Annotated in this window: 18 protein-coding genes and 1 tRNA gene; 13 read left to right on the forward strand and 6 right to left on the reverse strand. The window is 69.6% G+C overall.

Features of this window, described 5'->3' with window-relative positions; all coding sequences use genetic code 11:
* Positions 1-72: 72 nt before the first annotated feature.
* Positions 73-1,827 (reverse strand): lytic transglycosylase domain-containing protein, encoded by a 1,755-nt coding sequence (locus OG562_RS09570; protein WP_266395849.1) that lies wholly within the window; start codon positions 1,825-1,827, stop codon positions 73-75.
* Positions 1,828-2,142: 315 nt separating this feature from the next.
* On the opposite strand from OG562_RS09570, the gene OG562_RS09575 reads away from it, so the two are divergent.
* The gene (locus OG562_RS09575) at positions 2,143-3,054 is read left to right on the forward strand and encodes a DUF4184 family protein (protein WP_266395850.1); all 912 of its coding nucleotides are present in this window, start codon (positions 2,143-2,145) and stop codon (positions 3,052-3,054) included.
* Here the strand turns inward: OG562_RS09575 and OG562_RS09580 are convergent.
* Together OG562_RS09580 and polA are read right to left on the reverse strand one after the other, a co-directional pair.
* Positions 3,020-3,487, reverse strand: a complete 468-nt coding sequence (locus tag OG562_RS09580; RefSeq protein ID WP_266395851.1) for a hypothetical protein — start codon at positions 3,485-3,487, stop codon at positions 3,020-3,022. The two genes, OG562_RS09575 and OG562_RS09580, sit on opposite strands and share 35 nt — an antisense overlap.
* 374 nt (positions 3,488-3,861) lie before the next feature.
* On the reverse strand, positions 3,862-6,594 hold the full coding sequence (polA, locus tag OG562_RS09585) for a DNA polymerase I (protein ID WP_266395852.1): 2,733 nt from the start codon (positions 6,592-6,594) through the stop codon (positions 3,862-3,864).
* Positions 6,595-6,931: 337 nt separating this feature from the next.
* On the opposite strand from polA, the gene OG562_RS09590 reads away from it, so the two are divergent.
* From OG562_RS09590 to OG562_RS09630, 9 genes are all read left to right on the forward strand, one after another.
* A complete protein-coding gene (locus OG562_RS09590; protein WP_266395853.1) occupies positions 6,932-9,211 on the forward strand; it encodes an FdhF/YdeP family oxidoreductase in 2,280 nt (759 codons plus the stop codon).
* A 58-nt stretch (positions 9,212-9,269) separates the two neighbouring features.
* Entirely contained in the window at positions 9,270-9,758 is a 489-nt protein-coding gene (locus tag OG562_RS09595) for a hotdog fold thioesterase (RefSeq protein ID WP_266395854.1), read from the forward strand.
* Between the two features lie 282 nt (positions 9,759-10,040).
* Positions 10,041-10,391 carry a hypothetical protein gene (locus tag OG562_RS09600; protein WP_266395856.1) on the forward strand — a complete coding sequence of 117 codons (351 nt, stop codon included), beginning with the start codon at positions 10,041-10,043 and terminating at the stop codon, positions 10,389-10,391.
* Positions 10,388-11,140 (forward strand): Tat pathway signal sequence domain protein, encoded by a 753-nt coding sequence (locus OG562_RS09605; protein ID WP_266395858.1) that lies wholly within the window; start codon positions 10,388-10,390, stop codon positions 11,138-11,140. Before OG562_RS09600 ends, OG562_RS09605 begins: the two co-directional genes overlap by 4 nt.
* Before the next feature lie 287 nt (positions 11,141-11,427).
* Entirely contained in the window at positions 11,428-12,654 is a 1,227-nt protein-coding gene (locus tag OG562_RS09610; protein ID WP_266395860.1) for a branched-chain amino acid ABC transporter substrate-binding protein, read from the forward strand.
* A 111-nt stretch (positions 12,655-12,765) separates the two neighbouring features.
* A complete protein-coding gene (locus OG562_RS09615) occupies positions 12,766-13,698 on the forward strand; it encodes a branched-chain amino acid ABC transporter permease (protein ID WP_266395861.1) in 933 nt (310 codons plus the stop codon).
* 5 nt (positions 13,699-13,703) lie between these two features.
* Complete coding sequence (locus OG562_RS09620) at positions 13,704-15,527, forward strand: branched-chain amino acid ABC transporter permease (RefSeq protein ID WP_266395863.1); 1,824 nt, start codon at positions 13,704-13,706, stop codon at positions 15,525-15,527.
* Positions 15,528-15,532: 5 nt separating this feature from the next.
* Positions 15,533-16,444, forward strand: coding sequence for an ABC transporter ATP-binding protein (locus OG562_RS09625; RefSeq protein WP_266395865.1), 912 nt, complete (start codon positions 15,533-15,535; stop codon positions 16,442-16,444).
* A complete protein-coding gene (locus tag OG562_RS09630; protein WP_266395867.1) occupies positions 16,441-17,157 on the forward strand; it encodes an ABC transporter ATP-binding protein in 717 nt (238 codons plus the stop codon). The genes OG562_RS09625 and OG562_RS09630 overlap by 4 nt, the downstream gene beginning before the upstream one ends.
* Positions 17,158-17,239: 82 nt before the next feature.
* Here OG562_RS09630 and OG562_RS09635 read toward each other — a convergent pair whose 3' ends face one another.
* Complete coding sequence (locus tag OG562_RS09635; protein ID WP_266395868.1) at positions 17,240-17,896, reverse strand: ANTAR domain-containing response regulator; 657 nt, start codon at positions 17,894-17,896, stop codon at positions 17,240-17,242.
* Between the two features lie 102 nt (positions 17,897-17,998).
* Here OG562_RS09635 and OG562_RS09640 point away from each other — a divergent pair.
* Together OG562_RS09640 and OG562_RS09645 are read left to right on the forward strand one after the other, a co-directional pair.
* Positions 17,999-18,071 (forward strand) — tRNA-Leu (locus OG562_RS09640).
* A gap of 106 nt (positions 18,072-18,177) precedes the next feature.
* Positions 18,178-18,951: a transcriptional regulator gene (locus tag OG562_RS09645; protein WP_266395870.1), complete on the forward strand. Its 774-nt coding sequence runs from the start codon at positions 18,178-18,180 to the stop codon at positions 18,949-18,951.
* A gap of 7 nt (positions 18,952-18,958) precedes the next feature.
* Here OG562_RS09645 and pyk read toward each other — a convergent pair whose 3' ends face one another.
* Positions 18,959-20,395 carry a pyruvate kinase gene (gene pyk / locus OG562_RS09650; RefSeq protein ID WP_266395871.1) on the reverse strand — a complete coding sequence of 479 codons (1,437 nt, stop codon included), beginning with the start codon at positions 20,393-20,395 and terminating at the stop codon, positions 18,959-18,961.
* Positions 20,396-20,537: 142 nt separating this feature from the next.
* Positions 20,538-21,242, reverse strand: coding sequence for an SIMPL domain-containing protein (locus OG562_RS09655; RefSeq protein ID WP_266395872.1), 705 nt, complete (start codon positions 21,240-21,242; stop codon positions 20,538-20,540).
* 149 nt (positions 21,243-21,391) lie between these two features.
* Between OG562_RS09655 and OG562_RS09660 the strand changes: the two genes are divergently transcribed.
* Positions 21,392-23,206 (forward strand): bifunctional UDP-sugar hydrolase/5'-nucleotidase, encoded by a 1,815-nt coding sequence (locus OG562_RS09660; RefSeq protein ID WP_266395873.1) that lies wholly within the window; start codon positions 21,392-21,394, stop codon positions 23,204-23,206.
* The last annotated feature ends 9 nt before the right edge of the window (positions 23,207-23,215 follow it).

Genomic DNA, 23,215 nt, shown 5'->3' on the forward strand with positions numbered 1-23,215 from the left:
ATGAGAACACGTCGGACAGCACTGCGGCGCCCCTCCGTCGGGAAGGGCGCCGCAGTGGTGGTACGAAGCGGGCTACGAGCCGGAGGTGGACGACTCGCTCGGTGAGGTGCTCGGGGAGGCGCTCGCGGAGGTGCTCGACGACTCGCTGGGCTCCGGGGCCGGGGTGGTGGACGCGGGCGCGGTGACGGTGAGTTCGACCGTGAGGGTCGCTCCGCCGGTGGTGGTGATGCGCAGCAGGAACGTGCCGGCGGTGCCGTCCGTGTACAGCTGGGGCAGCTTCAGGAGGCCGTCGGCGCCCGTCTGGAGGTCCGTGAGGGTGCGGACGGGGTTTCCGGCGGCGTCCTTGAAGTAGGGGCCCTGGTCGTTCGCGGTCGGGTCGTCGGCCGACTTGACCAGAGTGGCGGTGGCCGCGACCTTGTCGGCGACGGCGCCCTGGTAGGTGGCCTTCACCTCGACCTGGTCGGCGAACTGGCCGTCCGTGGTGCAGGTCAGCGCGGTGTCGCTGGTGCGGGCGAGGGCGTCGGCGGCGCGCGCGGTGACGGTGGCCGTGAAGGCGAGGGCGGAGACCGTGCGGCCCACGACCGTGGTGCGGACGGTGAAGGAGCCGGTCTTCTCGCCCGCCTGGAGCGCGGGCGCGACGGCCACGCCCTTGCTGTCGGTCAGGACCGTGGCGACGCTCTCGCCGCCGGTGAACGTGGCGTCGGTGTCGCCGACGATCGTGAAGCGGATCTTGACCTTGGCGACGGCCTTGCCGGCCTTCGTCTCCGGGCGGGCGCTGATCTTGTCGGTGAACGCGTCGCCCGCCATGGCGGTGAGCTTCGCCGTGCCCGTGCCCGCGTCCTCGATGTGGTCGACGGTGTCGGTCGGCGTGGGCGTCGGCGTGCTGGGCGTCGAGGGGGTGCTGGGCGTCGACGGCGTGCTGGGGGTGCTCGGCGTGCTGGGCGTCGACGGGGTGGACGGCGACGTGGGCGTGGACCCGCTGCCGTCGTCGCTGCGGCCGGAGGGCACGGTGCCGGTGCCGTCGGGGACCTCGTGGGCGCCCTTGCGGTAGTACTCCACCCACGACATGACGGTGTTGTAGTAGTCCGTCGAGTTGTTGTAGCTGAGGATGGCGCTGCGCATGCCGGACGTGGTGGCCATGTCCCAGCTGTTGCGGCACAGGTAGTGGCCTGCGGCGAGCGCGGCGTCGTAGATGTTGTTGGGGTCCTTCTTGCCGTCGCCGTTGCCGTCGCGGCCCGCCCACGCCCAGGTGGAGGGGATGAACTGCATGGGGCCGACGGCACGGTCGTAGGTGCTGTCGCCGTCGTAGGCGCCGTTGTCGGTGTCGCTGATGTTCGCGAAACCGTTTCCGTTGAGGACCGGGCCGAGGATCGGCGAGATCGTGGTGCCGTCTGCGTCGACGTTGCCGCCGCGGGCCTGGCCCGACTCGACCTTGCCGATGGCGGCGAGCAGTTCCCAGGGCAGGTTGCAGCCGGGCTTGGACTGCGCGAGCTCCGCCTCGGCCTTCTTGTAGGCGTCCAGGACGGTCGCGGGGATGCCGGCCTCGGCGCTGCCCGTGGTGACCGGGCTGGTGGAGGCGCTCTCGCTCGGCGCGGGGTTCGGGCTGTTCAGCGGCGGCAGGTCCGTGTAGTACGGCGAGTTGCCGGTGGCGCTGCCGTCGGAGCCGGTGGCCGTGTCGGCGGACGGGGCGTCGGCGGCGGTCTGCCTGCCGTGGCCGTCGGCCGTGACGTCCGGTGCCTGGGACGCGGCCAGAGCCGCGACCGCCAGTGCGGCCACGGTCGTGTTGACCGCTCCCTTGCGCAGCCTCGTGCCGAAATGCGCCGACATGAAGTGAACCCCTCCCGTGGACGCCCGACCGCCCGTCTCCGTCTGCTGTTCTCTCTGCTGCTCTGTCTGCTGTTCCGTCTGCTGCTCTATCTTCATTTTGTCCGGTTGTTCGACCGCGCCTGACGGCAGGGCGACCCAGGCGACCCTACGACAACTTCGTTTGCACCGGCACCCGTTCGAGCGCCGAATTCACCGGTTGGCCGGGTCCCGTCCATCGGGAACCGCGTCCCGCATACCGGGCGTCTTCGATCATCGGGCCGGATCGGCCCGCCGCCGTCCGTCAACTTCCGCCAACGTCCGCCTCCGGGAGCCCTGTTGCCGTTCACCCTGAGCCATGCGGCGGCCGTCCTGCCCGCCGTGCGCGCCGACGGCGCCGGGCGCGGCCCGCTGGTGCCGGCCGTCCTCGTGGCCGGATCCTTCGCTCCCGACATGACCTACTACGCGGCGAGCGCCCTGCCCGGGGCCATGGAGTTCGGCGACGTCACGCACTCCTTCCCCGGGGTGTTCACGGTCGACGTGCTCGTCGCCTGGGCGCTGGTGGGGCTCTGGCTGCTGGTGCGCGAGCCGCTGGTGGCGCTGCTGCCGCGGGCCCGGCAGGGCCGGACCGCCGCCCTGACCCGCTGCGGGGCGCCACGCGCGCGTGTCCGGCCGTCCACCCTGCTGTGGTGGTACGCCTCCGCAACGCTCGGCGCGCTCACCCACGTGGTGTGGGACGCGTTCACGCACCTCGACCGGTGGGGCATGCGGCTGTTCCCCGTCCTCGGCGAGAAGATCGCCGGCTCACCGCTGTACTGGTATCTGCAGTACGGCGGTTCGGCGGCGGCCGCCGTCGTGATCGCCGCGTTCGTGACGTACGCGCTGCGCAGGGCGCCCGACGGGGAGCCGGTCGGGGTTGCCGTGCTCTCGGCCCGGGACCGGTGGCGGGCCGGGGTCGTCATCGGCGGCTGCGCGCTCGTAGCGGCGGCGCGACGGGCCACACGGTGGTGGGAGTACTGGGGATCACGGCACGCCAAGCCCTGGGAGCTGATCCCGACGCTGTGCTTCGGAGCGGGCGCGGGCCTGGTGCTGGGCCTGCTGCTGTACGCCGTCGGCGTGCGCGTGTGGCGTCCGGCCGCCCGGGGTCCCGCCACCGGGCGGCCGACGGAGCTCACGGACGTCACCGAGGGCACGGAGGTCGCGGCGGCCAAGGAGGTCAGCGCGGAGCGGAGCCGTCCGGGCGTTCGGTGACGGGCCTGACGGTCACCACGAACACGGGGATACGGCGGACCGTGCGGGACCCGCGGAGCCCCTGCGGCCCGCGGAGCCTGCCCAGGACGCCGAGGGTGCGAAGGCCGCTGAGACCCTTGAGGGCGTGGAGACCCTTGAGGGCGTTGAGGGCGAGGGCCAGGTAGCCGTGGGCCGGCTCGGCCCACCGACTCCAGACGCCGCCGTCGCGGCGCAGAAGCTCCCGGAGGCGGCCGCCCCTGCCGCGGAGGCGGGCGCCGGCCGCCCGGAGGACCGTGCCAGGGGTCCTGGGGACGCGGGGTGTGGCGGCGCCGGGCGCGACGGCGGGAAGCGGTCGCCCCGAAGGGGCCGCGTCGGGGTCGGCCTGCGTGTCCGAGGTCGCCGTGGCGTGAACGCGTGCGTGAGCCGTCCGGCGGTGGAGCATGCGTATACCCATGGCCGCATCCTGGCTGGCGGGGGCGGCGAGAGGCGTGTTCTCGGGGGCCACGCGAGTGAGGGCCCTTCGGGGGATGTACGCGGGGTGACCGCCTGGGCGGCCCCGGCGGCGGTGGGGGCGGTCTTGGGAGGGCTGGCCCTCAGGGGCCTCAAGCAGGCGGGAGCAGGGTGCCGTTCGGCTGCCGGCCGGTGGGGGCTTGTCGCGCCCACGCGGCGGAGCCGCACAGGGATCGCGGCGGAGCCGCATACCGCTACAGCCTCGCGCCCCTCAAAAGTCGGGGTTGCCCTCTCACACAGGCGGGAAGGGGACCTGCCTGTGCCGGCAGGGCCCCTTCCGCAGGGCCTGGGGTGTGAGTCGCGCCCGTCCGCCGGAGGCTAGTGCGCCGCCGACTCCCAGTCCGGTCCCACGCCGACCGAGACGCCCAGCGGGACCGTGAGGTGGACGGCGTCGGCCATCTCACGGCGGACCAGTTCCTCCACCGCCGCGCGCTCGCCGGGGGCGATCTCCAGCACGACTTCGTCATGGACCTGGAGCAGCATCCGGGACGTGAGGTCCGCTCCCCGCAGCGCCGTGTCCACCTTCAGCATGGCGATCTTGACGATGTCCGCCGCGGTGCCCTGGATGGGCGCGTTGAGGGCCATGCGCTCGGCCGCCTCACGGCGCTGGCGGTTGTCGCTGTTGAGGTCGGGCAGATAGCGGCGGCGCCCGAAGAGAGTCGCCGTGTAGCCCGTCGCCCGGGCCTCGTCGACCGCCCGGCGCAGATAGTCCCGTACGCCGCCGAAGCGCTCGAAGTAGGCGTCCATCAGGGCACGGGCCTCGCCCGCGTCGATGTTCAGCTGCGCCGAGAGACCGAACGCCGACAGGCCGTACGCCAGGCCGTAGGACATCGCCTTGATCTTGCGGCGCATCTCCGCGTCCACCGCGGTCGGCTCGACGCCGAACACCTGGGAGGCCGCGGTGGTGTGGAGGTCCTCGCCGGAGGTGAACGCCTCGATGAGGCCCGCGTCCTCGGAGAGGTGGGCCATCACACGCAGTTCGATCTGGCTGTAGTCGGCCGTCATCAGGGACTCGAAGCCCTCGCCGACGACGAAGCCGCGGCGGATGGCCCGGCCCTCGTCCGTGCGGACGGGGATGTTCTGCAGGTTCGGGTCCGTGGAGGACAGGCGGCCGGTCGCGGCGACCGTCTGGTTGAAGGTGGTGTGGATACGGCCGTCGGCGGCGATCGTCTTGATCAGGCCCTCGACGGTGACGCGGAGCTTCGCCTGCTCTCGGTGGCGGAGCATGATGACCGGCAGTTCGTTGTCCGTCTGGCCGGCGAGCCAGGCCAGGGCGTCGGCGTCGGTGGTGTAGCCGGTCTTCGTCTTCTTGGTCTTGGGCAGGCCCAGTTCCCCGAAGAGGACTTCCTGGAGCTGCTTGGGCGAGCCCAGGTTGAACTCGTGTCCGGCCGCGGCGTGCGCCTCCTTCACCGCCTGCTGGACGGCGCCCGCGAACATCTGCTCCATGGCCTCCAGATGGGCGCGGTCGGCCGCGATGCCGTGCCGCTCCATGCGGGCCAGGAGGACGGAGGTGGGCAGCTCCATGTCGCGCAGCAGGTCCGCCGCGCCGACCTCCTCCAGACGCTCCCCGAACGCCCCCCCGAGGTCGAGGATCGCGCGGGCCTGCACCATGAGGGCCTCGGCCTCGGCCTCGGCCCCGTCGTCCGCGCCGAAGGCGAGCTGGCCGTCGGCCGCGGCGGCGGGCGCCAGCTCCCGGCCCAGGTACTCCAGGGACAGCGCGTCCAGGTCGAAGGAGCGGCGGCCCGGCTTGACCAGGTACGCGGCGAGCGCGGTGTCCATCGAGACGCCGGCGACGCTCCAGCCGTGGTCGGCGAAGACGCGCATGGCGCCCTTGGCGTTGTGCAGGACCTTGGGGCGGTCCTCGGCCGCCAGCCAGGCCGCCCACGCGGTCTCGTCGGCCTCGTCCAGCTCCGTCGGATCGAACCAGGCGGCCGCGCCCGGGGCCGCCGCCAGCGCGACCTCGGCGACGGAGCCGGCGCCCAGCGCCCAGGTGTCGACGGTGGCGACGCCGAGGGGCTCCTCGCCGTGCTCGGCGAGCCAGCCGGCCAGCTCGCCCGTGCCCAGGACCGTGCCGTCCAGCTCCACGCCGCCGGTGACCACCGGCGTCGCCTCGGCCTCCTCGCCGCCCGGGTCCACGGCCAGGAGCCGCTCACGCAGGGAGGGGTTCCTGATCTCCAGGGTGTCCAGGATCATCGCGACGGCCGTGCGGTCGTACGGAGCGCGCTCCAGGTCGGTGACCGTCCTGGGCAGCTCGACGTCCTTGACCATCTCGGTCAGGCGGCGGTTGAGCTTGACGGCGTCCAGGTGGTCGCGCAGGTTCTGTCCGGCCTTGCCCTTGACCTCCTCGACGCGCTCGACGAGCTCGGCGAACGAACCGAACTGGTTGATCCACTTGGCGGCCGTCTTCTCGCCGACGCCGGGGATGCCGGGGAGATTGTCGGACGGGTCGCCGCGCAGGGCCGCGAAGTCCGGGTACTGGGCGGGCGTCAACCCGTACTTCTCGACGACCTTCTCCGGAGTGAAGCGGGTCAGCTCCGAGACGCCCTTCGTCGGATACAGCACCGTCGTGAGCGCGCTGACCAGCTGGAAGGAGTCGCGGTCGCCGGTGACGATCAGCACCTCGAAGCCCTCGGCCTCGGCCTGGGTGGCAAGCGTGGCGATGACGTCGTCGGCCTCGAAGCCGTCCACGGCGAACCGCGAGACGTGCATCGCGTCGAGCAGCTCGCCGATCAGCTCGACCTGGCCCTTGAACTCGTCCGGGGTCTTGGAGCGGTTCGCCTTGTACTCGGTGAACTCCTCGGAGCGCCAGGTCTTGCGGGAGACGTCGAAGGCGACCGCGAAGTGCGTGGGCGCCTCGTCGCGCAGGGTGTTGGCCAGCATCGACGCGAAGCCGTAGATCGCGTTCGTGGGCTGGCCCGTCGCGGTGGTGAAGTTCTCCGCGGGCAGCGCGAAGAACGCGCGGTAGGCCAGCGAGTGCCCGTCCATGAGCATCAGGCGCGGGCGGCTTTCGCCGGAGGGGGTGTCGGTCTTCTTCGATGCTGTGTCTGCCACGCCCACGATCCTGCCACGCCCCACTGACACTCCGCCCCGCCCATGACACTCGGCCCCCGCCCACCGCCGAGCCCGGCCCGAGGAGGCCCCGGGCGAGGACCGGCCCGTGCCGAGTTCCACACCGTGTTGCCTCTTCCGCAACCATTGCTTCTTCCGCAACCATTGACTCCACCCCCCGCGCGCCCCGGCCGCCTTCGCCGTCGGCACCGCGTGCGAGGATTCGGAAGCTTGCCGCACACGGCGGCACGCACCGTGCACGGCCGGACGCACTGCGCACACGGCAGCGACGGACGGCAGACAGTAGACGCACACACCGCAGGTCGAAGGAGAGCGTGCGATGGCAACGAAGCCGCCCAAGGTTGATCCGGTCCAGGACGCCCCCCAGGTCGCCGAGCCGAAGCGCGCCGCGGCGGGGCTGCCGGCCGTCGGGCACTCCCTGCGGATCGCCCAACAGCAGATGGGCGTCAGGCGCACCGCGCTGACCCTGCTGCGCGTCAACCAGAAGGACGGCTTCGACTGCCCGGGCTGCGCCTGGCCCGAGCCCGACCACCGGCACGCGGCCGAGTTCTGCGAGAACGGCGCGAAGGCGGTCGCCGAGGAGGCGACGCTGCGCCGGGTCACCCCGGAGTTCTTCGCCGCGCACCCCGTCGCCGACCTCGCCGGCCGCAGCGGCTACTGGCTCGGCCAGCAGGGGCGGCTCACGCACCCCATGTACCTCCCCGAAGGGGGAGAGCGCTACGAGCCGGTCACCTGGGAGCGCGCCTTCGACATCATCGGCGAGGAGACCGCCGCCCTCGCCTCCCCCGACGAGGCCGTCTTCTACACCTCGGGCCGCACGAGCAACGAGGCCGCGTTCCTCTACCAGCTCTTCGCCCGCGAGCTCGGCACGAACAACCTGCCGGACTGCTCCAACATGTGCCACGAGTCGTCCGGCTCGGCCCTGTCGGAGACCATCGGCATCGGCAAGGGCAGCGTCCTGCTGGAGGACCTCTACCAGGCCGACCTGATCATCGTCGCCGGACAGAACCCGGGCACCAACCACCCCCGCATGCTCTCCGCCCTGGAGAAGGCCAAGGCCGGCGGCGCGAAGATCATCAGCGTCAACCCGCTGCCCGAGGCCGGCCTGGAGCGCTTCAAGAACCCGCAGACCCCGCAGGGCATGCTCAAGGGCGCCTCCCTCACCGACCTGTTCCTGCAGATCCGCATCGGCGGCGACCAGGCCCTCTTCCGCCTCCTCAACAAGCTGATCCTGGAGACCGACGGCGCCCTCGACGAGGACTTCATCGGCGAACACACCCACGGCTTCGAGGAGTTCGCCGAGACCGCCCGCGCCGCCGACTGGGACGAGACGCTCACCGCGACCGGCCTCACGCGCGCGGAGATCGAGGAGACCCTGCGCATGGTGCTCGCCTCCGAGCGCACCATCGTGTGCTGGGCGATGGGCCTGACCCAGCACAAGCACTCCGTGCCGACCATCCGCGAAGTGGTCAACCTCCTGCTGCTGCGCGGCAACATCGGCCGTCCGGGCGCCGGCGTGTGCCCGGTGCGCGGCCACTCCAACGTGCAGGGCGACCGCACCATGGGCATCTTCGAGCGCCCCGCCCCGGCCTTCCTGGACGCCCTGGAGAAGGAGTTCGGCTTCGCGCCCCCGCGCGAGCACGGCTTCGACGTCGTACGGGCCATCCGCGCGCTGCGCGACGGCGAGGCGAAGCTCTTCTTCGCCATGGGCGGCAACTTCGTCTCCGCCTCCCCCGACACCGACGTCACCGAGGCCGCCATGCGCCGCGCCCGCCTCACCGTGCACGTCTCGACGAAGCTCAACCGCTCCCACGTCGTCACCGGCGCCCGCGCCCTCATCCTGCCCACCCTCGGCCGCACCGAGCGCGACCTGCAGGGCGGTGGCGAGCAGTTCGTGACCGTCGAGGACTCCATGGGCATGGTGCACGCCTCGCGCGGCCGCCTGGCCCCCGCGAGCGCCCACCTGCTGTCCGAGCCGGCCATCGTCTGCCGCCTCGCCCGCCGCGTCCTCGGCGAGGACAGCAAGGTGCCGTGGGAGGAGTTCGAGAAGGACTACGCCACGATCCGCGACCGCATCGCGCGCGTGATCCCCGGCTTCGAGGACTTCAACGCGCGCGTCGCCCACCCTGGAGGCTTCACCCTCCCGCACGCCCCGCGCGACGAGCGCCGCTTCCCCACGGCCACCGGCAAGGCCAACTTCACCGCCGCGCCGGTCGAGTACCCGAAGCTGCCCGAGGGCCGCCTGCTGCTGCAGACGCTGCGCTCGCACGACCAGTACAACACCACGATCTACGGCCTCGACGACCGCTACCGGGGCATAAAGAACGGCCGCCGGGTCGTCCTGGTCAACGCCGAGGACGCGCGCGCGTTCAACCTCGCCGAGGGGTCGTACGTGGACCTGGTGAGCGAGTGGCGGGACGGCGTGGAGCGCCGGGCCCCCGGCTTCCGGGTCGTGCTGTACCCGACCCCACGGGGCTGCGCGGCCGCGTACTACCCGGAGACCAACGTCCTGGTCCCGCTGGACGCCACCGCCGACACCAGCAACACCCCGGCCAGCAAGTCCGTGGTGGTCCGTCTGGAACAATCGTCGACCGACTGAGCGTTTGCTCAGTGAGCGCTGGAGCGCTGGACTCGGATCGACGAACGGACAGGGGCCCATGGGCGAGCAGCAGTACGTGAAGTTCCCGCAAGAGGTCATCGACGAGTACGCGGCGCTCGGCGTCGACCTGCCCGCCCTGTTCTCCGCCGGGCACCTGGGCACCCGTATGGGCGTGCAGATCCTCGAAGCCTCGGCGGACCGGGTCGTCGGCACGATGCCGGTCGAGGGCAACACCCAGCCCTACGGACTGCTGCACGGCGGCGCCTCCGCGGTGCTGGCCGAGACGATCGGCTCGGTCGGCGCGATGCTGCACGGCGGCAGCTCCAAGATCGCCGTCGGCGTCGACCTCAACTGCACCCATCACCGCGGGGTCCGCTCCGGCCTGGTCACCGGCGTGGCCACACCCGTGCACCGGGGACGCTCCACGGCGACGTACGAGATCGTGATCAGCGACGAGGCGGGGCGGCGGGTGTGCAGTGCGCGGCTGACCTGTCTGCTGCGGGACGTGACGGCCGGCGACGCGGCGCCCGCGCGCGCGGCGGACTGACCCGGCCCGGGGCCCGGCGAGCGCGCGGCGGCGTTGCCCCGCGCCGCCCGGTCGGCCTAGCGTCGGGGCATGACAACGGGAGGGGCCCCACGGGCGGGAAGGGCGACGTGCCCCGGGGCGAGACGGCCCCGGGCCGGACGGTCCACGGCGGCCCGGCCGCCCGGCCGGACGCTCCTGCCCGAACGGACACCACGGCCCGGACCGGAACGCCCCGCACGCCCGCCAGGATGGGCACGACCGCTCGGACTGGCACGGCCGCTCGGACTGGCGTTGCTGTTCGGCGTGTTGGCGACCGGCTGCGGCGACTCCGGAGCCGGGCAGGCCGACAGCGCGCCATCCACCACCCCCCACCCCTCGCCCTCCCCCTCGACCACGCCACCCGAGGAGCTCTGCACGCGCATCGTCGCCCACTGGTCGCGCGAGGTCCTGGACAGCGACACCTACGGGGACTACCAGTCGATGGGCCTGTCCAACGGACAGTACGAGATCCTGCGGGCCGTCGTGGACGCCGCGCGGGCGGAGAAGAAGCGCCAAGGAGCCGACGCGGCCGACGAGTTGATCGACCGCGAGGCGCGCGAGGGCTGCGTCGACTGGTACCGCTCCGGCGGCCCCGGCAAAGGTCCCTGGCAGTGAGCGGCGTCGGCCCGGTGGAGCCCGGCGAGGGCACGCACGCGTGGGACGCCGTCGAGCCCGGAGACGCCACGCGCGCGTGGGACACCGCCGAGTCCCCCGGCACGGACCCCTCGTCACCGTCCCCTTCACCCTCCCCGCGAGCACACCCGCACCCCCGCCCGCGCACCCGACTCGCCCACGCAGCCCACACGGCCCACACCGCTCTGGCCGCCCGCTTCCCCCGCCTTGCCCGTTCGTACGGCGCCCACCGCCGGGCCGCGCTCAGCATCCTGGCGGCCTGCGCCCTGCTCGCGGGCGGCGGCTACCTCTACGCGACCCGCCCCCACGACCCTCAACCGGCCGCTCTCGCACCGCCGTTCCCGTCCCAGGTCGTGGACGTCACCTACCTCGGCGGACACACCGTCCCGCCGGGCGCCCCGCCGCGGACCTTCGCCTTCGAGGTGCTCCTGGAAGTGGACTCGGGCCCGCCGGTCACCGTGACGCGGATGGCACAGCCGTACGCCGGGCTCTCCGTGACCTCGGCCCCGCGGGCGCCGTTCCGGACGACGGCGGGTTCGGCCCGCACGATCGTCGTCACCATGCACGTGACGGAATGCGGAACAGTGCCGGCGAACGCCGGACTCCCTTTCCTGGACGTAACTCTACGTAATGCGCGTGCAATACAGGTTCACAGTTACATCCTGGGCCCGAACTATGCCCAGGACCTCTCGGACGCCCTACAGGTCGCCTGTAGCAACGATTTCAGGTAATCACCAAAACGCCCGAGACGCCTGAACACACCAGGGTTCGTCCTGCACGTTCTCAACATGCGGACAGGGCGAATCAGCCGGAATTCCACTGTTCCACCCTCGAAGTACCGCTCTGCATTACCTCGTGTCATAACAAGAGCGTCACAGCCTTGGTCAGACCCTCCTCCACGTTCCCTCCACCCGCTTAGAGTCACGCCCAGTCACCGCGCGACCGGAATACCCCTTCGGCTCAGCGCTCGACTCGGCCTCTTCCAGGGGGGAGGGCCGCCCAGGGAAAGGACTGGAACGTGCGTCAACGTTCGCTCATCGCCATCACCGCCGCACTGTCCGCGGGAGCACTCACCCTCACCGCGTGCGGCTCGCGCGACAGCAACGACAAGGGCTCCGACAGCGGCGGCACCACCGTCACCATCGGCGTCGACGCCCCGCTCACCGGCGACCTGTCCGCGCTGGGCCTCGGCATCAAGAACTCCGTCGACCTCGCCGCCAAAACGGCCAACAAGCAGAAGTACGTCGACGGCGTCACCTTCAAGATCGTCGCCAAGGACGACCAGGCACAGCCCTCCGCGGGCCAGCAGAACGCCACCGCCCTGGTCGCCGACAAGACCGTCCTCGGCGTCGTCGGCCCGCTGAACTCCTCCGTCGCCGAATCGATGCAGAAGGTCTTCGACGACGCCAAGCTGGTCGAGGTCTCCCCGGCCAACACCAACCCGGCGCTCACCCAGGGCCCCGACTGGGCCACCGCCAAGAAGCGCGTCTACTCGTCGTACTTCCGCACCGCGACCACGGACGCCATCCAGGGCCCGTTCGCCGCCCAGTACGTCTACAACGACGCCAAGAAGAAGAAGGTCTTCGTCATCGACGACAAGAAGACCTACGGCGCCGGTCTGGCCGCCACCTTCACCGCGGAGTTCAAGAAGCTCGGCGGCACCATCGCCGGCACCCAGCACATCAACCCGGACAGCAAGGACTTCTCCGCCGTCGCCACCCAGGTGAAGAACTCCGGCGCCGACGTCGTCTACTACGGCGGCGAGTACCCCCAGGCCGGCCCGCTCAGCAAGCAGATCAAGGCCGCAGGCGCCAAGATCCCGCTCGTCGGCGGCGACGGCATCTACGCCGAGGACTTCATCAAGCTCGCCGGCACCGACGCCGCCGGCGACCTCGCCACCTCCGTCGGCGCCCCCGTCGAGGAGCTCGCCTCCGCCAAGGAGTTCGTCGCCAACTACAAGGCGGCCGGCTACAAGGAGGAGTACGCGGCCTACGGCGGCTACTCCTACGACTCCGCCTGGTCCATCATCGAGGCCGTCAAGAAGGTCGTCGACGACAACGGCGGCAAGCTGCCCGACGACGCCCGCGCCAAGGTCACCGCGGCCGTCCAGAACGTCTCCTTCGACGGCGTGACCGGCAAGGTCTCCTTCGACGAGTACGGCGACGCCACCAACAAGCAGCTCACCGTCTACGCCGTCGAGAACGGTGCCTGGAAGGCCGTCAAGTCCGGCACCTACACCGGCTGACCCACACCCGCACCACAGCTGAGCCGCGCGGGGCGCTGTTCCACAGGCGCCCCGCGCGGACTCGCATCCGGCCCCCCGTCGAAACATCCGAACCGTCTCGGAGGACATGCGGTGAACGAACTGCCGCAGCAGCTGGTCAACGGCCTGCTACTGGGATCCATGTACGGGCTTGTCGCCATCGGCTACACAATGGTCTATGGCATCGTCCAGCTCATCAACTTCGCCCACGGCGAGATCTTCATGACCGGAGCGTTCGGCGCTCTCACGGTCTACGCGTACATATTGCCCGACGGCACATCCATGGCGATCGCCCTGCCCCTGATGCTCGTCGGAGCCGTGATGGTCTCCGTGACCGTCGCCGTGGGAGCGGAACGGTTCGCCTACCGACCGCTGCGCAACGCACCCCGCCTCGCCCCGCTCATCACCGCCATCGGCCTCTCCCTCGGCCTCCAGCAGGCCGTCTGGGCCTGGTACCCCGAGGCCAAGTCCGCCCGCGTCTTCCCCCAGATCGACGGCGGCCCCTTCAACATCGGCAACGTCACCATCCAGACCGGCGACGTCTTCCTGCTCATCGCCGCCCCCGTCAGCATGGCCTTCCTCGGCTACTTCGTCATGAAGACCCGCACCGGCCGCGGCATGCAGGCCACCGCCCAGGACCCCGACACCGCCAAGCTCATGGGCGTCAACACCGACCGCATCATCGTGGTCGCCTTCGCCCTCGGCGCGACCTTCGCCGCCATCGGAGGCGTCGCCTACGGCCTCAAGTACGGCCAGATCAGCTTCACCATGGGCTTCCTCCTCGGCCTCAAGGCCTTCACCGCGGCCGTCCTCGGCGGCATCGGCAACATCTACGGAGCCATGATCGGCGGCGTCGTCCTCGGCATCGCCGAAACCCTCGCCACCGCCTACATCGCCGACATCCCCGGCATGGGCCAGTTCGGCAGCAACGCCTGGGCCGACGTCTGGGCCTTCGTACTCCTCATCCTCGTGCTCCTGCTGCGCCCCCAGGGCCTGCTCGGCGAGCGCGTCGCTGACAGGGCGTGACACCGATGACCACACAGACCACCACACCCGAGACCCCGGGCACGACCGCCTCCGCCCCGGCCGGCCTCATCGGCATACCGCCGCACATCGGCCGCGCCCTCGCCACCGGCGGCGCCCTCCTCACCATCGTCTCCACCTTCCTCGCCTGGACCTGGACCTCCGCCTTCCCCGGCGACCTCACCGTCTACGGCTACCCCGGCGGCCTCCAGGTCCTCGTCCTCATCGGCGGCGCCCTCACCGCCCTCTTCGCCCTCGCCTCCTACGGCATCAAGGGCCTGCGCTGGCTCGTCCCGGCCGGCGCCGACGGCGCCATCAAGTTCGCCGCCCTCGCCACCTTCGCCACCAGCTGGTACACGGTCATCGCCATCAGCTCCGACCTCGGCGGCGTCGTCAACCTCGAACCCGGCGGCTACCTCGTCGCCCTCGGCAGCCTCGCCGCCCTCCTCGGCGCCCTCGCCCTGCCCTTCGAACACCCCGAGCCCGACCCGATCGACCCCGACGACACCCCCTGGGAACACCGCAAGCACGCGGCCGCCCACCGCTGGGAAACCGTCAAGGCCGCCTTCGGCTCCGGCACGGCCCGCCCCGTCGGCAAGCTCCCCGCCTACGCCGAGATCCTCATCATCGTCGCCGTCCTCGCCCTCGGCCTCACCGTCTTCACCTACGGCATCGGCACCGAGTACGACGAACTCTTCATCGGCTTCCTCATCACCGCCGGCTTCGGCTTCGCCGCCGTCACCAAGTCCGGCCTCGTCGCCCAGGCCAGCCAGATCACGGCCCGACACCAGAACATCACCATCTGCGGCGCCTTCGTCACCGCCGCCCTCTTCCCCTTCACCCAGACCGACGACCAGTACGCGACCGTCGGCGTCTACATCCTCATCTTCGCCACCGTCGCCCTCGGCCTGAACATCGTCGTCGGCCTCGCCGGCCTCCTCGACCTCGGCTACGTCGCCTTCCTCGGCGTCGGCGCCTACGCCGCGGCCATGGTCTCCGGCTCCCCCAGCTCCCCCTTCGACGTGCACTTCCCGTTCTGGGCCGCCGCACTCGTCGGCGCCGGCGCATCCCTCGTCTTCGGCGTCCTCATCGGCGCCCCGACCCTGCGACTGCGCGGCGACTACCTCGCCATCGTCACCCTCGGCTTCGGAGAGATCTTCCGAATCACCGCCAACAACCTCGACGGCACCTCCGGCCCCGACATCACCAACGGCTCCAACGGCATCTCCTCCATCCCGAACCTCAACATCCTCGGGTTCGACTTCGGCGCCGTGCACGACATCGCCGGCTACAACATCGGCCGCTTCGCCAACTACTTCTTCCTGATGCTGATCATCACCGCCGTCGTCGTGACCGTGTTCCGACGCAGCGGCGACTCCCGCATCGGCCGCGCCTGGGTCGCCATCCGCGAGGACGAGACCGCCGCCCTCGCCATGGGCATCAACGGCTTCCGCGTCAAACTCATCGCCTTCGCCGTCGGCGCCTCCCTCGCCGGCCTCGCCGGCACCGTCCAGGCCCACGTCACCTACACCGTGACCCCCGAGCAGTACGTCTTCGCCGGCCCCATCCCCCCCAACTCCGCCTTCCTCCTCGCCGCAGTCGTCCTCGGCGGCATGGGCACCATCGGCGGCCCCCTCATCGGCGCCTCACTGCTCTTCCTCATCCCCAACAAGCTCCAGTTCCTCGGCGACTACCAGCTCTTCGCCTTCGGCGTCGCACTCATCCTGCTGATGCGCTTCCGCCCCGAGGGACTCATCCCCAACAAGCGCCGCCAGCTCGAGTTCCACGAGGACGCGGAAGCACCCACCGTCCTCACGAAGGCAGGGGCCTGACCACCATGACGACCGACACCACCACCAAGGACACCGCCCCCGGCTCCCCCGCCATCGGCGAGACCGTCCTCGACGCCCGCGGCGTCACCATGCGCTTCGGCGGCCTCACCGCCGTCCGCAACGTCGACCTCACCGTCAACAGCGGCGAGATCGTCGGCCTCATCGGACCCAACGGCGCCGGCAAGACCACCTTCTTCAACTGCCTCACCGGCCTCTACATCCCCACCGAAGGCGAAGTCCGCTTCAAGGGCAACATCCTGCCCCCCAAGTCCTTCAAGGTCACCGCCGCCGGCATCGCCCGCACCTTCCAGAACATCCGCCTCTTCGCCAACATGACGGTCCTCGAGAACGTCCTCGTCGGCCGCCACACCCGCACCAAAGAAGGCTTCTGGTCGGCCATCCTGCGCCTCCCCGCCTTCCACAGGGCCGAAGCCGCCTCCCGCGAACGCGCCATGGAACTCCTCGACTTCGTCGGCCTCGCCGACAAGGCCGAACACCTCGCCCGCAACCTCCCCTACGGCGAACAGCGCAAGCTCGAGATCGCCCGAGCACTGGCGAGCGAGCCGGGCCTGCTCCTCCTCGACGAACCGACAGCCGGCATGAACCCCCAGGAGACGCGCGCGACGGAGGAGTTGGTCTTCGCCATCCGCGACCAGGGCATCGCCGTCCTCGTCATCGAGCACGACATGCGCTTCATCTTCAACCTCTGCGACCGCGTCGCCGTCCTCGTCCAGGGCGAGAAGCTCGTCGAAGGCGACAGCGCCACCGTCCAGGGCGACGAACGCGTCGTCGCCGCCTACCTCGGCGAACCCTTCGAAAACGCCCCCGGCGACGAGGAAATAGCCGAAGTCGAGGCCGCCGAAGCGAACGCCGACACCACGACGGACGCCGCGCCCGCCAAGGAGAACGACCGATGACCGCACTGCTCGAAGTCGAGGACCTCCGGGTCGCCTACGGCAAGATCGAAGCCGTCAAAGGCATCTCCTTCAAAGTGGAAGCCGGCGAAGTCGTCACCCTCATCGGCACCAACGGCGCCGGCAAGACGACCACCCTGCGCACCCTCTCCGGACTCCTCAAGCCCGTCGGCGGCCAGATCAAGTTCAACGGCAAATCGCTGAAGAAGATCCCCGCCCACGACATCGTCTCCCTCGGGCTCGCCCACTCCCCCGAGGGCCGGCACATCTTCCCCCGCATGACCATCGAGGACAACCTCCGCCTCGGCGCCTTCCTCCGCAACGACAAGGCAGGCATCGAGAAGGACATCCAGCGCGCCTACGACCTCTTCGCCATCCTCGGCGAACGCCGCAAGCAGGCCGCGGGCACCCTCTCCGGCGGCGAGCAGCAGATGCTCGCCATGGGCCGCGCCCTCATGTCCCAGCCCAAACTGCTCATGCTCGACGAGCCCTCCATGGGCCTGTCCCCCATCATGATGCAGAAGATCATGGCGACCATCGCCGAGCTGAAGTCCCAGGGCATGACCATCCTGCTCATCGAGCAGAACGCCCAGGCCGCCCTCTCGCTCGCCGACCACGGCCACGTCATGGAGGTCGGCAACATCGTGCTCTCCGGCACCGGCCGGGACCTCCTGCACGACGAGTCCGTCCGCAAGGCGTACCTGGGCGAGGACTGAGCCAGTCCTCTTCGTCCGCTACGGCAACGAGGCCCGCGCCCCTTCTCCGGGCGCGGGCCTCGTCGTGTGCGCGTAGCCGGGCTCAGCCCTTGGACGCCTTCTTCTCCTCGGCGTCCGCGATGACCGCCTCGGCGACCTGCTGCATCGACATCCGCCGGTCCATCGACGTCTTCTGGATCCACCGGAACGCAGCCGGCTCCGTCAGCCCGTACTCCGTCTGAAGGATCGACTTCGCCCGGTCCACCAGCTTGCGCGTCTCCAGCCGCAGCGTGAGATCGGCGACCTCGTTCTCCAGCTCCCTCAGCTCGGTGAACCGGGAGACGGCCATCTCGATCGCCGGAACGACGTCACTCTTGCTGAACGGCTTCACGAGGTACGCCATCGCACCGGCGTCCCGCGCCCGCTCGACGAGATCGCGCTGCGAGAAGGCGGTCAGCATCAGCACGGGGGCGATGCGCTCCTCCGCGATCTTCTCGGCCGCCGAGATGCCGTCCAGCTTGGGCATCTTCACATCGAGGATGACGAGGTCCGGCTTGTGCTCACGGGCGAGCTCGACGGCCTGCTCACCGTCACCGGCCTCGCCGACGACGCTGTAGCCCTCCTCCTCCAGCATCTCTTTGAGATCGAGGCGGATCAGGGCCTCGTCCTCGGCGATGACGACACGGGTCGTCAGCGGAGGCACGTGCGACTTGTCGTCGTCGGGCGCGTCTACGGGCTGGGGCGACTCGGGGGCGGTCACGGGGGCTCCTTGTTCAGGGCAGGGGTACTGCTGACAAGAGCCTACCTAGCTGCGGTAAGGTGGGGGCACGGCGGGTGGTTGTCTGCCTTTGTTTTAGAGGAAGCCTCGGTAGTCCAGCGGAAGAGACACGGTGCTCAAACCACCGACAGCGTGGGTTCGAATCCCACCCGAGGCACTTTTCCTTCGATTCTAAGATTGATCTTAGAAAGCGGATGTTCCCGTTCTCATGAACATCCGCTTTTTGCCGCGTGCCGCCGCGATCACGCTCACACAGTGGGCACATGTACGACGTCAGCACACGCAAGCGAGCACTCGCGCTGGTTGCCCAGGGGCGCAGCCTGAATTCCGTAAGCAAGGAACTCGGTGTCTCCCGGTTCGCGATCCGTTCCTGGCAAGTACGCATCGAACCGCTCCGCCGCACCGGGCGGCCGCGCCCTCGCTGCCAGGAATCACCTGAACCACCTGAGGCGCCCGAGGCATACGCCTACTTCCTGGGCCTCTATTTGGGTGATGGCTGTATCAGCACCCACCGGCGCGAGGTCTACTTCATGCGCATCGTCCTGGACAACGCCTGGCCCGGAGTGATCGACGAGTGCGAAGCCGCAATGCGCTCCGTGCGCCCGGACAACAGTGTGTGCCGGGTCAAGAAGCAGGGGTGCGTCGCCGTCACGGGGTCCAGCAAGCACTGGCCCTGCCTCTTCCCCCAACACGGCCCCGGCAAAAAGCACGAACGCCGCATCGTACTGGAGCCCTGGCAACAGGCCATCGTCGACGCGCACCCCTGGAAGTTCGTCCGTGGCCTGATCCATTCGGACGGCTGTCGGATCACCAACTGGACCGAGAAGACCGTCGACGGTGAGCGCAAGCGCTATGAATACCCGCGCTACTTCTTCACCAACGTCTCCGACGACATTCGCCTGCTCTACACCGCCACTCTCGACAAGCTGGGCATCGAGTGGACGCAGTCTGCCCGCAACGGAAACGCGTTCAATATCTCCGTCGCCAAGAAGGCCTCCGTAGCTCTCATGGACACCCACGTAGGCCCCAAGTACTGACTACCGACTACTTGGGACTGTCGTCCTCACCCACGTGATGCACCCGCACCAGGTTCGTCGACCCCGACACCCCGGGAGGCGAGCCGGCCGTGATGACCACCACGTCCCCCTTCTGACACCGCCCGTACTTCAACAGCAGTTCGTCCACCTGGTCGACCATCGCGTCTGTCGACTCGGCGTGCGGACCCAGGAACGTCTCCGCGCCCCAGGTCAGGTTCAGCTGGGAGCGGGTCTCCGGGAGCGGGGTGAAGGCCAGGAGCGGGATCGGGGAGCGGTAGCGGGACAGGCGGCGGGCCGTGTCGCCGCTCTGGGTGAAGGCGACCAGGAACTTCGCGCCGAGGAAGTCGCCGATCTCCGCGGCCGCGCGGGCCATCGCGCCGCCCTGGGTGCGGGGTTTGTTGCTGTCGGTGAGGGGCGGCAGACCCTTCGCGAGGATGTCTTCCTCCGCCGCTTCGACGATCTTGGCCATCGTGCGGACGGTTTCCACGGGGTACTTGCCCACGCTGGTCTCGCCGGAGAGCATCACCGCATCCGTGCCGTCGATGACCGCGTTGGCGACGTCCGAGGCCTCCGCGCGGGTGGGGCGGGAGTTCTCGATCATGGAGTCGAGCATCTGGGTCGCGACGATCACGGGCTTGGCGTTGCGCTTGGCGAGTTTGACCGCGCGTTTTTGGACGAGGGGGACCTGTTCCAGGGGCATCTCGACGCCGAGGTCGCCGCGGGCGACCATGATGCCGTCGAAGGCGGCGACGATGTCGTCGATGTTCTCGACGGCCTGGGGCTTCTCGACCTTGGCGATGACGGGCAGGCGGCGGCCTTCCTCGTCCATGATGCGGTGGACGTCCTCGATGTCCTTGCCGCTGCGGACGAAGGAGAGGGCGATGACGTCGACGCCGGTGCGCAGGGCCCAGCGGAGGTCGGCTTCGTCCTTGTCGGAGAGGGCGGGGACGGATACGGCGACGCCGGGCAGGTTGAGGCCTTTGTGGTCGGAGATCATGCCTCCCTCGACGACGCGGGTGTGGACGCGGGGTCCGTCGACCGCGGTGACTTCGAGGCAGACCTTGCCGTCGTCGACGAGGACGCGTTCGCCGGGGGTGACGTCGGCGGCGAGGCCGGTGTAGGTGGTGTTGCAGATGTGGCGGTCGCCTTCGACGCCTTCTTCGACGGTGATGATGAAGGCGTCTCCGCGTTCAAGGAGTACGGGGCCTTCGGTGAAGTGGCCGAGGCGGATCTTCGGGCCCTGAAGGTCGGCGAGGATGCCGACGCTGTGGCCGGTCTCGTCGGAGGCTTTGCGTACGCGCTGGTAGCGGTCCTCGTGTTCGGCGTGGCGGCCGTGGCTGAGGTTGAGGCGGGCGACGTCCATTCCGGCTTCGACCAGGGCTTTGATCTGGTCGTAGGAGTCGGTGGCGGGGCCCAGGGTGCAGACGATTTTTGCTCGGCGCATGGGTCCAGGCTAGGGCTTACCGATCGGTAGGGAATTGGTGTCGAATGGCCGCTCAACAACCTTTGCGTGAAGGGTTGTTGACGGGTGTTGAATATGGGCGGCCGGTCGCTCTTTTGAGCATCGAAGTGAATTCGGGGGGAATTCAGAGGCTGGGCGGGTGCATCGTGAACTGTGCGTTGACCTCGGCTCGGATGTGTATGCGCTGGGGTTCGAGGTCGAGGGGTTCGGCTGCCTGTTCGGTTTCTGCGGCGGCCATGGAGAAGCGGACGGCGCGGCGGTCGAAGGCGGAGCGGGGGCGTCCGGCGGTGGCGCCGGCGTCGGCGAGTTCGATGAGGGCGGTGATGGTGGTGCCGAGGGCGTCCGCGTATTCCTTGGCGCGTTGGACGGCTTCGTGTACGGCCTGTTGTCGGGCTTGGCGGTGGACGGGTGAGGTGGGGCGCAGTTGCCACCAGGGGCCGTCGATCCTGGTGAGTTCGAGGTCGGCGAGTCGTGTGGTGAGTTCGCCGAGGGCGGTGAAGTCGGTGAGTTCGGCGGTGAGGTGGATGTTGCCGTGGTAGGTGCGGATGCGTTCGCCTCGGCCGCGGGGGGCGAGTTCGGGGGTGAGGGTGACGGAGCCGGTGGCGAGGTTCTCGACGGCGTCGCCGTAGGACTTGATGAGGTCGAGGACGGTGGTGTTGCGGTGGGTGAGGTCGTCGAGGGTGGTGCGGCGGTCTTTGCCTCGGGCGGTGACGGTGACGGCGATGCGGGCGATCTCGGGGTCGACTTCGAGGTCGGCTTCGCCGCGGACGGTGAGGAGGGGTGCGTCGGGGGTGCCGTACGGGGGCGGGGGCGGGGGCTGGGAGGTCATACGTCCCACCTTGTCATGGCTTTGTCGTTTCGGGGGTGGGGGTCGAGTCTGCTGGTCACCAGATCGAAACCTCCTGGACCTGTTGCCGTCGGTCATGTCCGAGTCAGAATCTACGCGCGTCGTTGACCATCCGCCGAGGAGTACGAGACATGCCGTTGAACCGCCGGAAGTTTCTGAAGAAGTCCGCCGTGACCGGGGCGGGGGTGGCGATCGCGGGTGCTGCTGCGGCTCCGGCGGCACAGGCCGCGGAGGGGAAGAAGCCGGGTACGCCGGTGAAGCAGCCGAAGCGGTATGCGCTGACGGTGATGGGGACGACGGATCTGCACGGTCACGTCTTCAACTGGGACTACTTCAAGGACGCGGAGTACAAGGACGCGGCGGGCAACGCGCAGGGTCTGGCGCGGATCTCGACGCTGGTGAACCAGCTCCGTAAGGAGAAGGGCCGCGAGAACACGCTGCTGCTGGACGCGGGCGACACGATCCAGGGCACGCCGTTGACGTACTACTACGCGAAGGTGGACCCGATCACCGCCAAGGGCGGTCCGGTGCACCCGATGGCGCAGGCGATGAACGCGATCGGGTACGACGCGGCAGCGCTGGGCAACCACGAGTTCAACTACGGCATCGAGACGCTGCGGAAGTTCGAGAGTCAGCTGCGGTTCCCGCTGCTGGGGGCGAACGCGGTGGACGCGAAGACGCTGAGGCCTGCTTTCCAGCCGTATGTCATCAAGACGTTCTGTGTGAAGGGCGCGCCGCCGGTGAAGGTCGCGGTGCTGGGTCTCACGAATCCCGGTATCGCGATCTGGGACAAGGCGTATGTGCAGGGGAAGCTGGCGTTCCCGGGGTTGGAGGAGCAGGCGGCGAAGTGGGTGCCGAAGCTGAAGTCGCTGGGTGCGGACGTCGTGATCGTGTCGGCGCACTCGGGTTCGTCGGGTACGTCGTCGTACGGTGACCAGTTGCCGTATGTGGAGAACTCGGCGGCGTTGGTGGCGCAGCAGGTGGCGGACATCGACGCGATTCTGGTCGGGCATGCGCATGTGGAGATTCCGGAGCTGAAGGTCACGAACGCGAAGACCGGGAAGACGGTCGTGTTGTCGGAGCCGTTGGCGTATGCGGAGCGGCTGTCGGTGTTCGATGTGGAGCTGGTGTTCGAGAAGGGGCGGTGGGCGGTCGAGTCCGTGTCCTCGAAGGTGTTGAACTCGAACACGGTTGCGGACGATCCGAAGATCACGAAGCTGCTGGGCGATGAGCACGCCAAGGTGGTCGAGTACGTCAACCAGGTGGTCGGTTCGGCGACGACGACGTTGACGACGGTGGAGGCGCGGTACAAGGACGCTCCGATCATCGACCTGATCACGAGGGTTCAGGAGGATGTGGTCAGGGCGGCGTTGGCGGGGACGTCGTATGCCTCGCTGCCGGTGATCGCGCAGGCGTCGCCGTTCTCGCGGACGTCGGAGATTCCGGCGGGCGAGGTGACGATCCGGGATCTGTCGAGCCTGTATGTGTACGACAACACGCTGGTGGCGAAGTTGCTGACGGGTGCGCAGATCCGGGCGTACCTGGAGTACTCGGCGCAGTACTTCGTGCAGACGGCGGCGGATGCGGTGGTGGACACGGAGAAGCTGACGAACGCGGCGGGTCGTCCGGACTACAACTACGACTATGTGTCGGGGCTGGTGTACGAGATCGACGTCGCGCAGGCGGCGGGTTCGCGGATCAAGAACCTGACGTACAACGGTGCGGCGCTGGATGACGCGCAGCAGTTCGTGCTGGCGGTGAACAACTACCGGGCGAACGGTGGCGGCGCGTTCCCGCACGTGGCCTCCGCTGCGGAGTTGTGGTCGGAGTCGACGGAGATCCGGACGCGGATCGCGGAGTGGGTGACGGCGAAGGGTGTGCTGGACCCGAAGGACTTCGCGTCGGTGGACTGGAAGCTGACGCGGAACGGGACGCCGGTGTTCTAGCCGGTTCTA

The sequence above is a fragment of the Streptomyces sp. NBC_01275 genome (assembly GCF_026340655.1).
Lineage (GTDB): Bacteria > Actinomycetota > Actinomycetes > Streptomycetales > Streptomycetaceae > Streptomyces.